This window comes from Burkholderia puraquae, assembly GCF_002099195.1.
GTDB classification, from domain to species: Bacteria; Pseudomonadota; Gammaproteobacteria; order Burkholderiales; family Burkholderiaceae; genus Burkholderia; species Burkholderia puraquae.
The window spans coordinates 1-16,154 of sequence record NZ_NBYX01000005.1 but is presented as its reverse complement, the minus strand read 5'-3'; the positions used below and the strand labels follow the sequence as shown (position 1 = coordinate 16,154).

The following is a 16,154-nucleotide window of genomic DNA, read 5'->3' as shown; positions in this document are numbered from 1 at the left end:
AGGCTTGCGATCGATAAGCGTCCAATACAGGATTTGTCCGGTACGATAGACAACACTTATCGATGCCGGCGCCGGGAGGCAACATCATGGAACTGAGGCAGTTGCGCTATTTCGTGGCGGTCGCCGAGGAGTTGCATTTCGGGCGCGCGGCGAAACGCCTGTTCATCTCGCAGCCGGCGCTGAGTTTCGATATCCGCAAGTTCGAGGAAGCGCTCGGCGTGCAGCTGTTCTCGCGCACCAACAAGACCGTCGCGCTGACCAACGCGGGCGAGGTGCTGCTCGGCGAAGCGCGCCGGCTGCTGCTGCAGGCGGCCGAGGCCGAGCGCCTGACGGTGCGCTCCGCGTCGGGCCTCGCGGGCCGGCTGCGGATCGGCTTCGTTCATTCGATGCTGTATCGCGGGCTGCCGGATGCCGTGCGGCGCTTCGAGGCCGACTATCCGGGCGTCGAGGTCGTGCTGAGTGAAATGAACACGCAGGCCCAGGTGCAGGCGATCCAGCGCGGCCAGATCGATCTCGGCTACGCGCACTGGGGCCACTTCCCGCCCGAGGTCGAATCGGCGCCCGTCTATGCGGAACCGTTCGTGTGCTGCCTGCCGGCCGCGCATCCGCTCGCGCGGTGCAAGCAGGTCGCACTCCCCGCACTAGCCGCAGAACCGTTCATCCTGTTCCCGCGCGAAGCGGCGCCGCATTATCACGACCTGATCATCGCGCAATGCGTGAACGCCGGCTTCAGCCCGCTGATCCGTCACGAGGCACGGCTGTGGCAGACCATCCTGTCGATGATCGAGTTCGGGATGGGTATCGCGCTCGTACCACGCGTGCTGCAGCAGGTGAAGAGCGACCGGCTCGCGTTCCGGCCGCTGAAGGATGCGTCGCTCGAATCGCGCACGCTCGCGCTGAAGCGCAGCGGCACCGCCGAACCGGTCGCGCTGCGGTTCGCGGATTACGTGCGCGCGTCGATCGACGCGCTGCCCGCGCTCGCGGGCTGAGCGCACGGCCGGCCGGCAAGTATGTGCGCGTATCTGAAAAATATTTGCAGAAAGTACTTTACAGACCCTCAAAGCCCTGACATAATTTCAGCTTCTTTGGGCGGTTAGCTCAGCGGTAGAGCACTGCCTTCACACGGCAGGGGTCACTGGTTCGATCCCAGTACCGCCCACCAAAGAATTCGCCGCTTGTGGCGACGCGTCAAACGCTGGATCGAGCAGTTCTCTCCGGCACCAGCGCAAAGCCACTAGGCAAAGAAAAAGCCCTGCACTCGCAGGGCTTTTTTTTTTCGTCTCGGATTTCCGGGGAAAACGCAGGGCTGACTGTCGACGTTCGGCCATACGCGGCCATCTGGTCGCTACGACTTTACGACGCCTCACCGTCAGCTTCGGGCCGGTCAGCGAACATTCCCTCTTCTGGTTCGGGGACCTTGCGGCACCACATCACCCAAATTTCGCCAGGCAGTTGCAGCGCCGACAATCAGAAGCAGCGCCGAAACGGTCAACGCTCGCTCCACCCCGTGAATAAAGGACGCCACCTCTGCCTGCCGAACGAAGAAACCGAATAAAGCGACACCGATCACGCCGCCGATCTGACGTGCGGCATTCAACAATCCCGACGCAATTCCCGACTGTGCGCCGCTCACAGCGGCCAGCGTCGCAGCAGTGATAGTTGGAATGGTCAGAGCAATTCCACTACCCGCGAACAGCATGGGTAGCGCGAGCAGCCAGAAGGACTGTGCTGCTATGGCCGGCCACATCGCGAGATAGCCGCCTGCGGAAATCAGCAAACCGACCGTTGCCAGTGCGCGCGCGCCGACCCGGCTCGCCAGTCGTCCCGCAGCGATATTCACGATTACCAGGATGCCCATCATCGGCAGGAATGCCACGCCCGTATGGACCGGCGTCATATGCCAGACCGACTGAAAGAGCAGGCTCAACGTGAAGACGATGCCGTAGAAAACCAGATTCGCAAGCATGCCGATCAGGGTCGCGCAGCGGACAACGCGGTTCTGCCACAACGCGGCAGGCAGCATCGCAGCAGGATTGCGCGATTCCAGCCAGACGAACGCGATACTCATTCCGACGCATAGGGCGAACGCACCCTCGACAAAAGCACTGCGCCAGCCTAGCGCGCTCACTTCGGTCGATGCGAACGTGAGTGCTGCTAGCGCGACCGCGCCAGTTAGTTGCCCCGGGAGATCCAGACTCCGGCCATCTTGCGCGTTCGTATCGGGCGCGAACCGCCATGTCAGCCAAATGCCTGCGATGCCCACGGGCACATTGACCAGAAAGATGCTTCGCCAGCCGGCCGCAGCGATCAGCAGGCCACCTGCCAGGGGGCCAGCGGCCAAAGCGATGCCCCCGCCCGCGCCCCACCAGCCGATCGCACGGCTGCGCTCCGTCGCGTCCTCGAACGCCACCCGCAGAACGGCCAATGAGTTCGGCACGAGCAGCGCGGCCCCCGCCCCCTGAACGAGACGCCAGCCAATTAACGCAGGCACGGATTGCGCCATCCCGCAGCCGATCGACGAAATCGTGAATATCGCGTAGCCAGCCATGAACACACGCTTTGCACCCCACCTGTCGCCGAGCGCGCCCGCAATGAGCAGCAACGAAGCAAAGACCAGCGCATACGCGTTGACGACCCATTGGAGGTCTGTGATGTCTGCATCGAAGACCGATCTCAAAGCATCAAGCGCAACATTGACGACGCTGACATCGATCAGTACGACCACAAAGCCAAGGCATGCTGCTGTTTGAACCAGTAACGGGTGACGTCTGGACGGTGTCTGCATGGTCGATCCTTCGAGTTCAAAGGACCGAAGCGTAAAGGATTGCGTTCTGTGCGAATATTCCGCAAAGCCGCATAGCACCCTTGAGAAAATGCACAGATGTTCGACTGGGAAAACCTTCGCTATTTCGTCACCGTGGCGCAGACTGGCAGCCTCTCCGCGGCGGCACGACGTCTGAATGTCGATCATGCGACAGTGAGCCGTCGACTGAGCGCGCTCGAAGCCGAACTGAAGGTACGCCTGGTCGACCGATTGCCGCGTGCGTGCCGGCCGACATCGACAGGCAAGCTCATTCTGGAATTCGCGGAGCAAATGGAGGAGCGCGCGTTTTCGATCGAGCGCCTCGTGCTCGCGGAACAGACGCCCTTGCACGGCGTGGTTACAGTCAGCGTGCCGCCGGTGCTCGCACACAACCTCTTCGCGAATCACTTTCATGAATTCGCGCAACTACATCCCGGAATTCGCTTGGCGATCGCCAGCCAGGCACAGCGCATTTCCCTCGGACGTCGCGAAGCGGATCTCGCGGTGCGCCTCGTTCGCCCCGAGGAACCGCAGAATGTCACGCGCAAACTTGGGGAAATGCCTTTCGGCCTGTATGCGAGCCGCGAATATGCGCATGCGTCGTCACCCGACGACTGGGCATTCATTGCTTACGAAGCGCAATTCGCAGAAATGCCGCATCAGCAATGGCTCGTGTCGATCGCTCAAGGCCGCCGCATCGTCTGCGAAGTCAGCGATATCACGACGCAGCAGGTGGCGGCCCGCACGGGAGTGGGTGTCGCAGGGCTACCCATCTTTATGGGTGACGGCGATCCTGAATTGCAACGGCTGCCGTTCGATGGGGCGTCGTTCTCTCGTGAGATCTGGCTTGTAGTGCATGCCGATCTCAGACATTCGCCGGCGATTCGTGCCGTGATCGACTTTATCTCAGGCGTGGCAAGCAGAACCTTCGCCCATAATTCCGCGGTGTAGCGACGACTTCGACGTTGGCTTGACACGCCGGAAACAGGCGTCCGATTGTCACTTCAAAGTGGCCCTTGACGGCGCTGATTGGCGAACGGCTGCTTGGGGTCGGCAAGCGACATCCACGAAGAATCTTTCTTTGGTTCATCGATGAGACTCAGGTTCAGTGGGCGCTAATGCTTCTGCGCGAGGGCCAACGGCATGCTCGGTGAGGCGCTCTAGGATCTGCTTAAAGTCGCCCATCATTTCCCTCTGGTTCTGGACCAGTTCGGCCTGCGTGTTGCGCTGCTGTTCAGCGACGGCGGCATCGACGGGCCATGCCTTGACCTCCATCGGTAGATTCTTGTTGCCGGCGAGCACCTCGATTGCCAGATGGCGTATGGCCTGCTGCTGTAGAGCGACCGTGCCATGTGCTTCGGGCGAATAGCTACCGCCTTTCAGCGCGGCGAGTTCAAACTTGTAGCTCATGACTACGGCGAGCCGGTCGAGCAGATTAGTGAACAGTTCGTCACAGCGACCGTTCCAGTCGAGTTGCTCGCCTTCGTTTGCCGGTCGATTTTGCGGAGAAACCGTCAGGTGAGCGTGGTAGTCGTGCCACGCGTCGAGAACCGCTTGCGATCCCTTACTGCGCCATACCTTGCCAAGCACACGCGTACCGTAGAACGCGAGGTCGATCATGTTCAGCGCACGCACGTGCTCCATTGAAACGCGGTCCTGTCGAGTCGCCATCAGGGTGCTGAAGATCCAGTCCCGGCGTTGTGCGGATGCACGGGCGCGCTCCACCCACTTCTGCGCCTGCACCGCGAGGATCGGCCCGGCAACCGTTGCTGCAACCGTCATCCAGTCTCTCGTTTCCATTCCCCACATTTTCTTCACCCCGTTATTGGCAAGCTCAAGCCGAATCCAGCTTCAGTCCGGCCACTGTTGCCGGGCATGCTTCACGCTCAGAATCTCCACCACGTCCGCATCAATGCTGTACACGACGATGTAGTTGTGATGCACCACCATCTCCCTCGTTCCGGAGACGCGCCCTGCTCGATACAGCTTCGGACGAGCCTTCAACCCCTCCACCTTTTCACGGATCAGCTCTACCAACGCTAATGCAGCATCCGGATCGTCCTCCCCGATAAACTCCAAGATACCCAACAGGTCTGCCTCGGCCATCGGCCGCCACTTAAGTCTTAGCACGCTTCCCCTTTCTCATCGCTTCGACGCGGGCCAGAGCATTTTTCATTACGTCCTCATGCTCGATGCTCGGGCGCGGATCGTCGATCGACGCCTGCACCTGCTCGCGCAACCATTTGTCATAGGCCGCCGCATTCGCGTGCGTCTGCTTCATCGCCTCTGCGCGATCCGGACGGCTAGAACGTTCGATTTCGACCTCATCCGGCCGCCATGCTTCGAGCGAGAATCGCCCCGACTGCAACCCAAGCTCGCGGATTACCTCAAGCGCCTTGACGGGGTTCCGGAACGCACGCGGCCGACGATTGTTCGACGTGACCAGCACAGCCGTGCCGGCCGTCCGCGTCTCCAGCTCGACGTAAAATGAACCGCCCTCGGCTTTGAGGACAGCCGACAGGACACCGCCCGCGTGTGCTGCCGCAGCAGCCTGAGACACATCTAACGTTTTCATGGCACAACCTTTAGAAGATAACGGCACGATCTATAATACATCGTGCCACTGTCAATAGCATTCCGCCCCCATTATTTGACGTAAAACCTCATCTGGCAGTCACCGCCCCGCGCCTAGGCATGCAGCGTCCGTACCGCCTCGCGCCCCATGTGCGGCGCCAGATGCGCGTACCGCTCCGTCACCGTGATCGACGAGTGCCCCAGCAAATCCTTCACCACGTACAGCGACACGCCCGCCATGACGAGCCATGAAGCGAAGGTATGGCGCAAGTCGTGCACCCTGAAATCATCGATTCCCGCGCGAAGACACGCGGCGCGAAAACCCTTCTGAATCGTCGTCATCCGATCCCCTGACGCCACCGCGAACACCCACGGCGAACGAGGCACTGTCACCCGCACCCACTCGCGCTGATGTCTTAACGCCGCCATTGCCTCATCGTTCAGCGGCACAACGCGACGCTTACCGTTCTTTGTATCGCTCGGCTCCAGCGACAAAACCGCTCGATCAAAATCCACCCGCGACCATTCGAGCTTCAGCAGTTCGTTTTTCCGGCAACCGGTATGCAAAGCAAGACGAATGAAGTTTGGCAAATGCGGCCGACGTGCGAAGCGTGACGCACATATCACCAGTGCGTCAGCGTCCTGCCGACTGATCCACCGAACCCGAGCCGCCCCAGACGACATAGCCAGCCTAATAACCGGATTCGGTAAATCGGGCCGATCATATTCCAATCGCACAAAATTTATGGCCGCAGAAAAAACCCTCAATTCACGCTGTATTGTCGATTCCTGAACACCATCCGCCTGCCGAACTGCAATGTACCGCCTCACGTCGGCCCGCTTCAGCACGCACAAATCCCTGTCAGAAAAGTACGGCCTGAGCCGCTTCAATGCGTACAGATCACGTTGCCTGCTTCGATTCTTTTTCGACGCGAGGTATACGTCTATTACTTCTTCGAATGTCATTCACCAGCCCTCTCACGCCGTTGAATCCGAATAATATCGACGTTTAAACCCACAGCGCGAATCAATAATTAATTACCAATATTGATTCTAATTTTCTCGCGTCGATAACCAGAACACCCCTAACTCTTGCCGCCAAAATGCCTGACAACGATCTAATGTCGCACCCGCTCGCAATGCCGCCTTAAATGCAGTCTTCAATGCCTCGGCAGGATCATTCGCCGTGATGTGATCGATCGGCATGACTTCCGGGACGACCACGCCGCGGCTCGTCCAGTACCGCTTTTCGTTCAGCGCGTGCTCCGCGAAATCCTTGGTGATGTACTTCGCGAGATAAGCTGCGAGCTTGTGCCGGAGCCCCTTCTCCTTGAACGGATTCCGCACGTTGACCTGGCCGTTGCCTACGCCGACGATGCTTTGCCAGATCGAGCGCAGCACGCGATAGTTCTGGCGCCCACGCACCGCGACGTGGAGGTGCCATGCACCGCGCTTCTGACGTTCCGGCGTCGCCACATATTGGAAGCTAGAGAGCTTCGACAGGCGACGGCGCAGCGCGTCGAAATCACGCTTCAGCCGGTCTTTGTCCTGCATGTTCTCGCGGTACGTCAACGTGATCATTCGATCCGCCCCAATCGCTTTACAGCGGAGCCGCACCTGTTGCTTGGCGCGTTTCGCGGCGTCCATCAGGTTCGACTCGCTGTTCTCCGACTCGCCGCGCTTCGCCTTGGGCATCGCATTCAACGACAGCGCGCCCATGTAGCGATCGAACCGCGTCGCCGTCACTTCGACCTGACCGTCGCCAAAATTCCGACCACGGATCACCCACTCTCTACGGAACGGCGAGAAGTCGCCTATACTTGCGTCGTGCATTGCAATCACCTTTGTAATGCGCTGTTTCACCAAGCCCTGACCGTTGCCGCGTTCAGGGCTTTTCTTTTTTCTGAACCGCCTTTCTGTCCTTGCTCCGCCTCGCTCTATGCTGGCGTCCGTGTCCCGTATCCGTTAAGTGTCCCTGATACAAGTTTAGGGGCCGCGCTGCGCGCGGCCCGCCCGGCGCGCTCTGCTGCGCTGGGCGAGCCGCCCGCAGCGATAACCCCACCCTCTACCCGCAACCGCATACGCCCTCTCCTATCGCGCCGGAACCACAACGGCCGCAGCGGGCTTTCAGGAGGGAGGGCGTTTCCCTGCCGTGCCTTCGACACCGGCCATCGCGAGTACCCGCTACTCGGCCCGGCTGGCCGCGCTGAGCCGCGCGATAACCGCCACAACTTCGCAACCAAGCCGCCGCCCTACGTCGCTGCGATCCCGGCCGGACACTCCTGACGCTGGACGCCACCCGTCGCGCCGCACCGCCTTACAATCTCCCCCACAAAACTACCGAGAGGCCACAGATGAGCATGTACGACCGAGACTGGTATCGCGAGGAATACAAGGAGAAGGAGAAGCGTGCGCAGCAGGGCCATATGTCGTACAGCGCGCCCACGCCAACCGCACCACCCGCACAGCCCGCCCCCACAGCCGCCGTCGCCATATCCACGCTTTCGCCACTCAAAATCGCGGCAATCGCGCTGGGGGCCGGGGCATGCTCGTACCTTCTGGTATCGGCGTTCCTCGACCGCATCGATCCGCCGACCGCGATCAAATCCGTTGCACCTGCAGAACCAACAGAACCTCCGTCCGCTGCTTCGAGCTTGACCGACCATCGAGAAAGCTCGGAAGCCACGCGTAACCGCTTCGCGCCGTCGCATTCCGATCCTGAATCAGCCCGCCCAGCACCACGACCTCGCCGTCCGCCAGCCGTGTGACGGTCTGCAACTGGCGCGTATTCTTCGTCGGTGACGTATCGACGCCGGTTTTCGTCGTAACAAAATCGGAGATTTCCTCATGCACGCGCAGCTCGATCACGTCACGCATCACGGTTGGCTCGACATCGAAAATCAACCCTGCGTCCTGATACGTGATCGACTGAACCGGCGTGCCGCTCGACCCTTGATAGCTCACGCTGGATTGCGTCGGCACCTGCTGCCCGACGTTCAGGCGCACACGCTCACCTGATGCGATCCGCACGTGTGGCGAGCTGATGACCTTGAACCGTGAATCCGCATTGAGCGCCGATATCGCCGCATCGATGCCCGGCCCGGTGAATCGCACAGCGCTCTTGTCGGATGACGTGTCACCGCTCGAGATGCGAAGCTGGCCGCCCAGCACCTTCGCCGCGATACTCCACGCCGAGTTCGTTGAATCGGTGTTGGTCACTTCGTACGCCCAGCCACGCACCACGACCTCGCCCGGGGCCGTGTCCAGCTCCGGAACCACCTTGCGCAACATGGCGACCTCATCGCGCGAACCGACGACGACCAGCTCACCGCCGCGCGCCTGAACGCCACCTGCGACCGGTTGAGCCACAGGCAAGCTATTCGGCACCGCAACTGGTGCGCCCGGCACTTGCACGGCACCCGCCGCGTCGCCAACAACCGGCGCGATGGACACAGGCGGCAGCATCGAGCGCGTACCAATCAGCGGCTCAACCAGCTCGCGTAATTCGCTGGCCTTCCGGTATCGCGGCTTGTACACGTACACATCGCGATCCGCTTTCGCGAGCACAGCGCCCGGCTTCTTCATCACGTAATCGACGCCGCTTTTGGTGACCACCTGAAAGCCGAGCGAGTCGAGGAAATCCACCATCACTTCGCGCACGTCGCGACTCTGGTCGTCCAGGCGGAATGACACAAGGCGGGTGTCGGTCAGCACATCGGGGCCGAGCACGTAAGGCGTGCGCATCGCGTCCTGATAGATCAGGTCAACCACCTGCGCCACCGTGACGAACCGCAGATCGAACGCCGTCCCGCGAACATGCTTAAGCGGCGTGAGCGGCTGCTGCGCAGGCAGCGGCGACGCAGATGCAGCAGCGGTCAAACCCGGATCAGCCGGCAGAGTCGGCAACGGCGGAACCGTGCCGGCCGCATGCACCCAACCACTCGACAGCATCAACGCGCCAAACAGCGCAACACATCGCGTCATCGCACACCCCCGTTTTGTTCTGTTTTTCCACCTTGCACGCCTGTCCACCCGCTTGCCGTCTTGCCGTCCACATCGCCAACCAGCCGCACCCCCTCGCCGCGAAATTCGGACGACGGAACCGCACGCAACCGGCCGTCCGCCGCGACCACCACGACATACGCCGCCCCGGACACCGCGTAGCGCCCTGCTACCCGCCATTCAGCCGACTTGTTCACATCAGCGGGGCGCGGCGCAGTCGCAGGTTGTGACGCCGCAACCGGCCCAGCTACCGCTGCTTCAGGCGCGGCGCCGAAGCCCTCATGCGCCCGGTGATAAATCTTCACGGCCAACACAAGGAACACGACCAGAGCGACCGGGATAGCGAACAACGCTTTCGGAACAACTGCCTGCTTCTTCGTATGCACTTCCGCACTGGTATAGAGCTTGAAAACCTCGCGCGGATAGGACCATTGGCGCTTCACTGCATCTTTCAGGCTGCTTGGGTTGTGACAGTGATCCCATTCGTACAGCATCGCGCGCTTGAGGCCGAACAGGTTGCGCACATGAACGTGTCGGCCGACGAGGTCGCGCACCGTCTTGCTGATGCGCTGCGGATGCTGCGTGATGATGATGAAGTCAACGCCCATATGCCGATGGACGTGCAGTTGCTCAACGTCCGGCGTCGGCTTCTGGCTCGCGGTCGTCGGCGGGTAGATGCGCTGCGCCTCATCGATGACGATCAAGTCGTGCGCCTGCGCGTTCACGTGCCATTGCCGCAACCACGGCTCGTCAATCTCGACGTGCTCGACGGCGAGGTCGCGAATGCCATCAACCAGCACGCGACGCCCTTTCGCAAGCTTCGTCAGCAGCCACACCGCATACAGCGTCTTGCCGCTACCCGGCACCCCCGTAATCAGCGTGATCATTTGCTGAACACCATTTTCGTTGTGGACGTGAGCAGGTAGAACGACACGCGGGCGGACAAGCCGCCGAGCACATAAGCGATGCCGTCACCGACGCCACCGAGCGCAAGCACGTTCGCGATATCGGCGGCCAGCCCGCCCACGCTCGCAGTCATCCACTGAATGACCTGATTCAGCGCCAAATCGATACCGGTCACGGTCAAGAAGCCGATGCCGAGCGCTACCAATACGCGCGTAACGATCGGCCCAACCAGCGATACAAGCAGGGTCGCCCAACTCATGCCGTTAGCCCCATAACAAAGATCAGACCCGCGCCGAGCGCCGACAACATGAGCACCAGCGGCCGCAACCTGACCGCTAGATCGCAGATCGGTTGATAGCTAAACGAAAGATGCGAGTCGAACACGACGACTTCATAAGGCTTTGGGCAAACGCCGTTATTCAGACCGATCGAGATCGGCGACAACGACACGCCTTGCGAATCACGTTTCACGCCAACATCATTCGCACTACCGAGCGGTGCGCAACCGGACGCGTCAGGATGCAAGGCGCACAGATCGGGTGACGGTTGCGGCTTCCCACCGTCTCCCGGATTCGTGCCAGTGCCGGGATTCGTGCCAGTGCCCGGGTTGGTGCCGGTGCCGGGGTCTGTTCCCGTGCCCGGGTTGGTGCCGGTACCGGGATTCGTACCTGTGCCGGGGTTCGTGCCGGTGCCGGGGTTCGTGCCGGTGCCGGGGTTCGTGCCGGTGCCGGGGTTCGTGCCGGTGCCGGGGTTCGTGCCGGTGCCGGGGTTCGTGCCGGTGCCGGGGTTCGTGCCGGTGCCGGGATTCGTGCCGGTGCCGGGGCTGGTAGGAGCGCCCGGATTGCCGTTCGGCACCGGAAATCGCATCGACCCACCGTCAGCGCCCGGGCTCACGGACGAGAACTCACCCACGTTCGGAACCCACCCGGGATTCTGCCGATTCCAGTCACTCACGTCGTCCGCGCTAATCGGATAGGCCGGATCGTATGGCACGCCCTGATAGCCGGGCTGGGCGCTTGCCTGCTTCCACAGCTCGTTAGCCAGCGCCGCGACAATCTTCGGGTTCACCGGCGCAGCGAGATCGCTTTTAGGCAATTGCTCGACCGCCGACCTTACGGAAATCTGCTCCGTAGGTCCCGTAGGACCCGGCGAGATACATGAGTCCGAGACTGCCATTCCAGAATCGCACGAAACGGTAGAAGCCCTCGGAAGGACACCAAACGTGTATTCCAACGGATCGGGATCCGACACACCGTAGCGCCGAACCGTGCAAGTGCCCTGCACCTCATCACAACCGAGGTCCTGATAGTGCACATTCGGCAGTCCAGAATTCGCAAAGCTCTTATAGCTATTCTGCATGCATGCCTGCACCACCAACTTAATGGTGGCGCCCTGAACCTTAACCCCACCACTGCAATTACTCGCAACCCACGCAGGCTGTCCTTTGACGAGCTTTCCAGCCTGGGGGTCCGAAGACGTCGACACGTCCGTCGACGGCGTGGTCGGGAACAACCAGCGAATCAAGCCATCAAGCGCAATCTGTACGGACGCGCCAACAGCAGCGCCGATAGCCGAGCACGCGGCAACGCCCAAAAATCCACCTCTAAATGCGCAAGCGGCTGTCGCCACACCACCCGCCATCGTTCCGCCGACGCCGGTGATTGTGTTCATATGCTTCACCGTCGCTTCAGCTACTGCGCCCAGGACGTCATAGCCCCGCTTCGCCTCAGTCGCAGCAATCACGCCCGACAACTGCACCGACGAACGCGATTCCGTCTGAACCACGACGCGATCAAGCGGCGTAGTCGCATCAGTAGCCTCAACAACGCGATCGAGTGGCCCAGCTGGCTTGGCAGTCGTGCCCGGCTCCATAACGACATTTCCGCGCGCGTCGAATCGGACAAGCGCCTTAGGTGCCGGGGCCGGACTTGCCGCATTCGCCGTCGATAACGAAGCGAGCAGCAGCGCCACGATGAGAAGGTGTATCAGCCTCATGACAGCAGAATCATTCCGGCCGAATAGATGGTCCCAACGACCACGACGAACTCAATGCAGTACAAAAGCATGGTCAACTCTCCGAAGCCGATTCAAGAAACCGGCGCACCGCACGCAGGCCGAACGCAATCGCCAACACCAGAAACACCGCACTGCCGACGACCAACCCCGCCTCGACGCCGCCCGGGATCGGCGCATCACTCGTCGCCCCATCGTTGACTAGCGTGAGGTGCGCGACCTGCTGCACCCCCGGCGAACCGTCCGACAACGTGCATGGAACTTGAGCACCAGTCGCGGTAGCACCGGAGGCAGCGCCACATACCACTACATCGATGCCCTGCGCCATACCCAACCTCCAATGAAAAAGCCCCCGGCGCACCGTGGCATACCGGGGGCTTAGCGTGCTGCGCGATCAGCGGCCGATGAAGCTGCGCACCGTGCGGTAGCCGAACGTCACTGCCGCCAGTGCGAGCACCGCACCGCCGACGAGAACGATGTTCGGGCCGATGCCATTGATAGCGCTCACGACCGACGAAACGTCCATCGTCGGCGCAGCCTCGCCTGCTGCAAATGCGCCCGCGCTTGCGACTGCCGTAGCTGCTGCTGCAATCAGTTTCTTCATGTTGTTTCTCTCTCAGGTTCCGGCCCAATCAGAAAAAGCCGTTCGCGCGGGCCAGATGCGAACAGCCCGAATTCCTTGACGGATTACGAAGCGGCGGACGCAGCAGCCTTGGCAGTCGGTCGACCGAACGGCACAAGCGATACGATGCGCGGCTCAAGCTTGCCCTCCATCGACTGCTGCAGCGCGAATTCCGCGAGATACTCGCCAGTCGGGGAGTCTTTCAGCGCAGCCGGCAGATTGATCGTGCCGACGAGGATTTGCTTGCCCTCAGTGCTCTCCTGCTCCAGCACGCATTGCGCCGTGTGGATTTCCCACGGCTGGCCGGTGCGCTTCGAAATGCCACCGCGCTGGATCACTTGGAGAATGGTCAACTTTTGCTTGTTCATTTCGGTTCCTTGAATTTAGGACTACTACTTGTGATGAATAGAGCCGTTCAGGCTCGGGCCATATGCGCGACGGACGCGCTACAACTTGAAAAAGGTGGACGCTGGGTCAGCCGTCCACAAAACACCGCACTATCCGAGGGTGAGTTGCGGTGCGGTGGGTTACAGGGGAAACGGGTTGCGAGGCTGGGAGACTTCCACCGGAACCAGTGTGCAAAGATCCGGCTTGCGCCCTGCCCGACGCAGAGCAGCGCGGGCCTTTTCGCGAGCACCCTCAACGCCCCGGGCGCTTACATCGATGACGGCAACGCGGTTGTGACCGCACTGCGTGTAGGCATGAACGTGGTATTTCGGCAACACCTACCCCCGCTTGGCTGTGATCTGGCCCCGTCAACGCGGGGTTTACCTTTCTCGTCAGACTGATAGACTGCGCGAATTCACGAATTGCGTAAATTTACGACATGCGTAAATTGTATTTACGGCAGTCGTAAATTGTCAAGGGCTATCGTATGAACATTTCTGACTTGATTGAGCAAGCGCGGTCGTCGACCGGTTCGCTAGGCGCACTAGCGGAAGTTATCGGCAAGCCTCAGAGCCGCATCAGCGAGTGGAAGAAGGGGACGGGCAAACCGTCCGCGACGGACATCATGTTGATGGCCGAGGTGGCCGGTTTGCCGCCGCTGGAAACGCTCGCGGAAGTGGAAAGTCAATTGGACGCAGACCGCGCTTCGGTCTGGCAACGAGCGCTTAGCAGTCTGCGCGCAGCCAGCGTCACCGGGGCGCTCGCCCTCTTGATCTGGACGGGTTTGGGGATGGGGCCCGACCACGCACAGGCCTCCATCGCCTATCCAGATAGCTCGCTGCCTTCACACGGCAGGGGTCACTGGTTCGATCCCAGTACCGCCCACCAAAGAATTCAAGGGCCTGCGTCTCACGACGCAGGCCCTTTTCGTTTTGATGCGCCGAATACACGGCCCACCCGCGCAGACTCGCCGTGACCGGCAGCCATCGCCTCCTCCACGAATTCGTCGTCTCGACTTCGATCAACACGCCCTTCGTGACCGGCGCGTCAATTTGCCCCTGACGTCAATCAATGTCGGTCCGGCTAATCCGCTGGCGCGCTGTGCGGTTTTCCAACAATAACGCCACGCTGCGAATCGGAAGCGAAAGCGGATGCAGGAGCACCGTCCTCAAACATTGTCTGGCCATTGACGTGCGTCGATTCGCCAAACACCATTCGCTTCTATTGGCTGATGCAAATCAGGTAAATCCACTATCAGTGGAAAATTCTCCGATTTCTTCGCGCATCGAGCCCCGCCGGATCAACGCCGGCCCCAGGCCCGGCGTACGAACAAAGTTCAGACATTTCAACCAGGTCATTAGCAATCTTTCGACACGAAAGAAAGAAAATTGCCAGTGTAATTTTTGGTAATTATTCTGTAACATTTGAAGAAATCCGGATGCATAGAATCCTTACACCAAATAACAGCCAGCCGAATCGGCATCGCATTTAGGCACGAAATCATCACTTGCGATGACGAGAGTTGGCGACAGAGATTGCACACCCATGGCACAAGAGAAGAACGACTACACCCTGTGGCTTACCGGTCTGAGCGGCGCCGGCAAGTCAACCCTCTCGCGGGAAATTGCGGCGCAGTTGCGCGCACGCAATATTCCGACCTGCATCCTTGACGGGGATGAATTGCGGGCAGGCGTTTCTCCCGATCTCGGCTTCACGCGGGAAGACCGCACCGAAAACTGCCGCCGCACCGCCGAGATCGCAAAGTTGCTCAATAGCCAGGGTTTCATGGTGATCGTCGCCCTGATCTCGCCTTACAACGCCGACCGGCAACGGGCACGACAGATCGTTGGTGCAGATCGGTTCGTCGAGGTCTACCTGAAAACCGATATCGCCACATGCTCCGCACGAGACCCGAAGCAGCTTTACGCCAAGGCGATCACCGGCCAGACAACGCAATTCACCGGCATCTCGGATCCATACGAAGTACCGACCGCGCCTGATCTCGTCGTCGAAACGGGATCGATGGATATCGCGTCGTCGGTAGCACTCGTGATGAATTTCGAGCGGCAGCGATTCGCACACGCATAATCCCCCCTCGTTACCGCGCATCCGAACGACAATGCGCTGCGTTCCGTTAGTCGTGCCCCCAAAGGTCAGCACGATTAACGAACATACGCCGTGCAGGGAACATCAAGCCCTGTCGCACGAAAACCGTCCCCCGGTCCGGTAGAACACGTCGAATCCCGATCGGGACAAATTCGACATGCCGCTCGCGTGACGGCACCCGCATGCATGCAGGGTCGCGCGTTACGCGACTACCCCACCCGCGCCGCCGTCGCATCGAACGCACGCTTCGCCTTGTCGACGATCTCGTCGACCTCCGCCTCGCGAATCACGAGGGGTGGCGACAGCAGCATCCGATCGCCGGTCGCGCGCATGATCAGATTGCCGTTGAAGCAGAAGTCGCGGCAGATCGTGCCGATATCGACGTTCGCACCGAACCGCTCGCGCCGGTCCCAGTCGCGTGCAAGCTGAACGCCCGCGACCAGCCCCGTTCCCGCGATCTCCCCGACGATCGGATGGTCGCCCAGCGCATCGCGCAGCCGGCGCTGGAAGTACGGCCCGATGTCGTTCTTCACGCGCTCGACGATCCCTTCGTCGCGCAGCAGCTTCAGGTTCGCGACCGCGACGGCCGCTGCAACCGGGTGCCCCGAGTACGTGAGGCCGTGGTTGAATTCGCCGTTGTCGATGATCGGCCGCGCCACGCGCTCGTGAATGCCGACGGCACCCATCGGCACGTAGCCCGACGTGAGGCCCTTCGCCATCGTGATCAGATCGGGCTCGAAG

18 protein-coding genes and 1 tRNA gene are annotated in these 16,154 nt (G+C 60.9%); 5 read left to right on the top strand and 14 right to left on the bottom strand.

Annotated elements, in window-relative coordinates:
• The first annotated feature begins 86 nt into the window (after window positions 1-86).
• Window positions 87-989 carry a LysR family transcriptional regulator gene (locus B7G54_RS11475; protein WP_085039226.1) on the top strand — a complete coding sequence of 301 codons (903 nt, stop codon included), beginning with the start codon at window positions 87-89 and terminating at the stop codon, window positions 987-989.
• Between the two features lie 98 nt (window positions 990-1,087).
• Window positions 1,088-1,162 (top strand) — tRNA-Val (locus B7G54_RS11470).
• A gap of 222 nt (window positions 1,163-1,384) precedes the next feature.
• Here the strand turns inward: B7G54_RS11470 and B7G54_RS11465 are convergent.
• Entirely contained in the window at window positions 1,385-2,785 is a 1,401-nt protein-coding gene (locus B7G54_RS11465) for an MFS transporter (protein ID WP_085039225.1), read from the bottom strand.
• Between the two features lie 96 nt (window positions 2,786-2,881).
• Between B7G54_RS11465 and B7G54_RS11460 the strand changes: the two genes are divergently transcribed.
• Entirely contained in the window at window positions 2,882-3,754 is an 873-nt protein-coding gene (locus B7G54_RS11460) for a LysR family transcriptional regulator (RefSeq protein WP_085039224.1), read from the top strand.
• Window positions 3,755-3,889: 135 nt separating this feature from the next.
• Here the strand turns inward: B7G54_RS11460 and B7G54_RS11455 are convergent, their stop codons facing one another.
• The 12 genes from B7G54_RS11455 to B7G54_RS11395 form a co-directional block, all read right to left on the bottom strand.
• A complete protein-coding gene (locus B7G54_RS11455) occupies window positions 3,890-4,603 on the bottom strand; it encodes a DUF6680 family protein (protein ID WP_244289328.1) in 714 nt (237 codons plus the stop codon).
• 51 nt (window positions 4,604-4,654) lie between these two features.
• Entirely contained in the window at window positions 4,655-4,909 is a 255-nt protein-coding gene (locus tag B7G54_RS11450; protein WP_085039223.1) for a type II toxin-antitoxin system RelE/ParE family toxin, read from the bottom strand.
• Between the two features lie 10 nt (window positions 4,910-4,919).
• Complete coding sequence (gene relB / locus B7G54_RS11445) at window positions 4,920-5,378, bottom strand: type II toxin-antitoxin system RelB family antitoxin (protein ID WP_085039222.1); 459 nt, start codon at window positions 5,376-5,378, stop codon at window positions 4,920-4,922.
• A 113-nt stretch (window positions 5,379-5,491) separates the two neighbouring features.
• Complete coding sequence (locus B7G54_RS11440; protein WP_085039221.1) at window positions 5,492-6,343, bottom strand: tyrosine-type recombinase/integrase; 852 nt, start codon at window positions 6,341-6,343, stop codon at window positions 5,492-5,494.
• 87 nt (window positions 6,344-6,430) lie between these two features.
• The gene (locus B7G54_RS11435) at window positions 6,431-7,210 is read right to left on the bottom strand and encodes a rolling circle replication-associated protein (RefSeq protein WP_085039220.1); all 780 of its coding nucleotides are present in this window, start codon (window positions 7,208-7,210) and stop codon (window positions 6,431-6,433) included.
• A gap of 768 nt (window positions 7,211-7,978) precedes the next feature.
• The gene (locus B7G54_RS11425; RefSeq protein WP_085039219.1) at window positions 7,979-9,361 is read right to left on the bottom strand and encodes a type II secretion system protein GspD; all 1,383 of its coding nucleotides are present in this window, start codon (window positions 9,359-9,361) and stop codon (window positions 7,979-7,981) included.
• Entirely contained in the window at window positions 9,358-10,266 is a 909-nt protein-coding gene (locus B7G54_RS11420; RefSeq protein ID WP_085039218.1) for a zonular occludens toxin domain-containing protein, read from the bottom strand. Before B7G54_RS11420 ends, B7G54_RS11425 begins: the two co-directional genes overlap by 4 nt.
• Window positions 10,263-10,544, bottom strand: coding sequence for a DUF2523 domain-containing protein (locus B7G54_RS11415; RefSeq protein WP_045600462.1), 282 nt, complete (start codon window positions 10,542-10,544; stop codon window positions 10,263-10,265). The genes B7G54_RS11420 and B7G54_RS11415 overlap by 4 nt, the downstream gene beginning before the upstream one ends.
• Entirely contained in the window at window positions 10,541-12,280 is a 1,740-nt protein-coding gene (locus tag B7G54_RS11410) for a virulence factor TspB C-terminal domain-related protein (protein ID WP_085039217.1), read from the bottom strand. The genes B7G54_RS11415 and B7G54_RS11410 overlap by 4 nt, the downstream gene beginning before the upstream one ends.
• 73 nt (window positions 12,281-12,353) lie before the next feature.
• The gene (locus tag B7G54_RS11405; RefSeq protein ID WP_085039216.1) at window positions 12,354-12,626 is read right to left on the bottom strand and encodes a hypothetical protein; all 273 of its coding nucleotides are present in this window, start codon (window positions 12,624-12,626) and stop codon (window positions 12,354-12,356) included.
• Between the two features lie 66 nt (window positions 12,627-12,692).
• Window positions 12,693-12,902, bottom strand: coding sequence for a major capsid protein (locus B7G54_RS11400; protein ID WP_085039215.1), 210 nt, complete (start codon window positions 12,900-12,902; stop codon window positions 12,693-12,695).
• Window positions 12,903-12,985: 83 nt separating this feature from the next.
• Entirely contained in the window at window positions 12,986-13,288 is a 303-nt protein-coding gene (locus B7G54_RS11395; protein WP_085039214.1) for a cellulose synthase, read from the bottom strand.
• 506 nt (window positions 13,289-13,794) lie between these two features.
• Here B7G54_RS11395 and B7G54_RS11390 point away from each other — a divergent pair.
• Together B7G54_RS11390 and cysC are read left to right on the top strand one after the other, a co-directional pair.
• Window positions 13,795-14,283: a helix-turn-helix domain-containing protein gene (locus tag B7G54_RS11390; RefSeq protein WP_085039213.1), complete on the top strand. Its 489-nt coding sequence runs from the start codon at window positions 13,795-13,797 to the stop codon at window positions 14,281-14,283.
• 569 nt (window positions 14,284-14,852) lie between these two features.
• Window positions 14,853-15,395: an adenylyl-sulfate kinase gene (gene cysC / locus B7G54_RS11385; protein ID WP_244289326.1), complete on the top strand. Its 543-nt coding sequence runs from the start codon at window positions 14,853-14,855 to the stop codon at window positions 15,393-15,395.
• A 227-nt stretch (window positions 15,396-15,622) separates the two neighbouring features.
• On the opposite strand, the gene B7G54_RS11380 is transcribed toward cysC, so the two are convergent.
• Window positions 15,623-16,154 (bottom strand): aminotransferase class III-fold pyridoxal phosphate-dependent enzyme (locus B7G54_RS11380; RefSeq protein WP_133059154.1); only part of this gene is annotated, 532 nt, incomplete at its 5' end.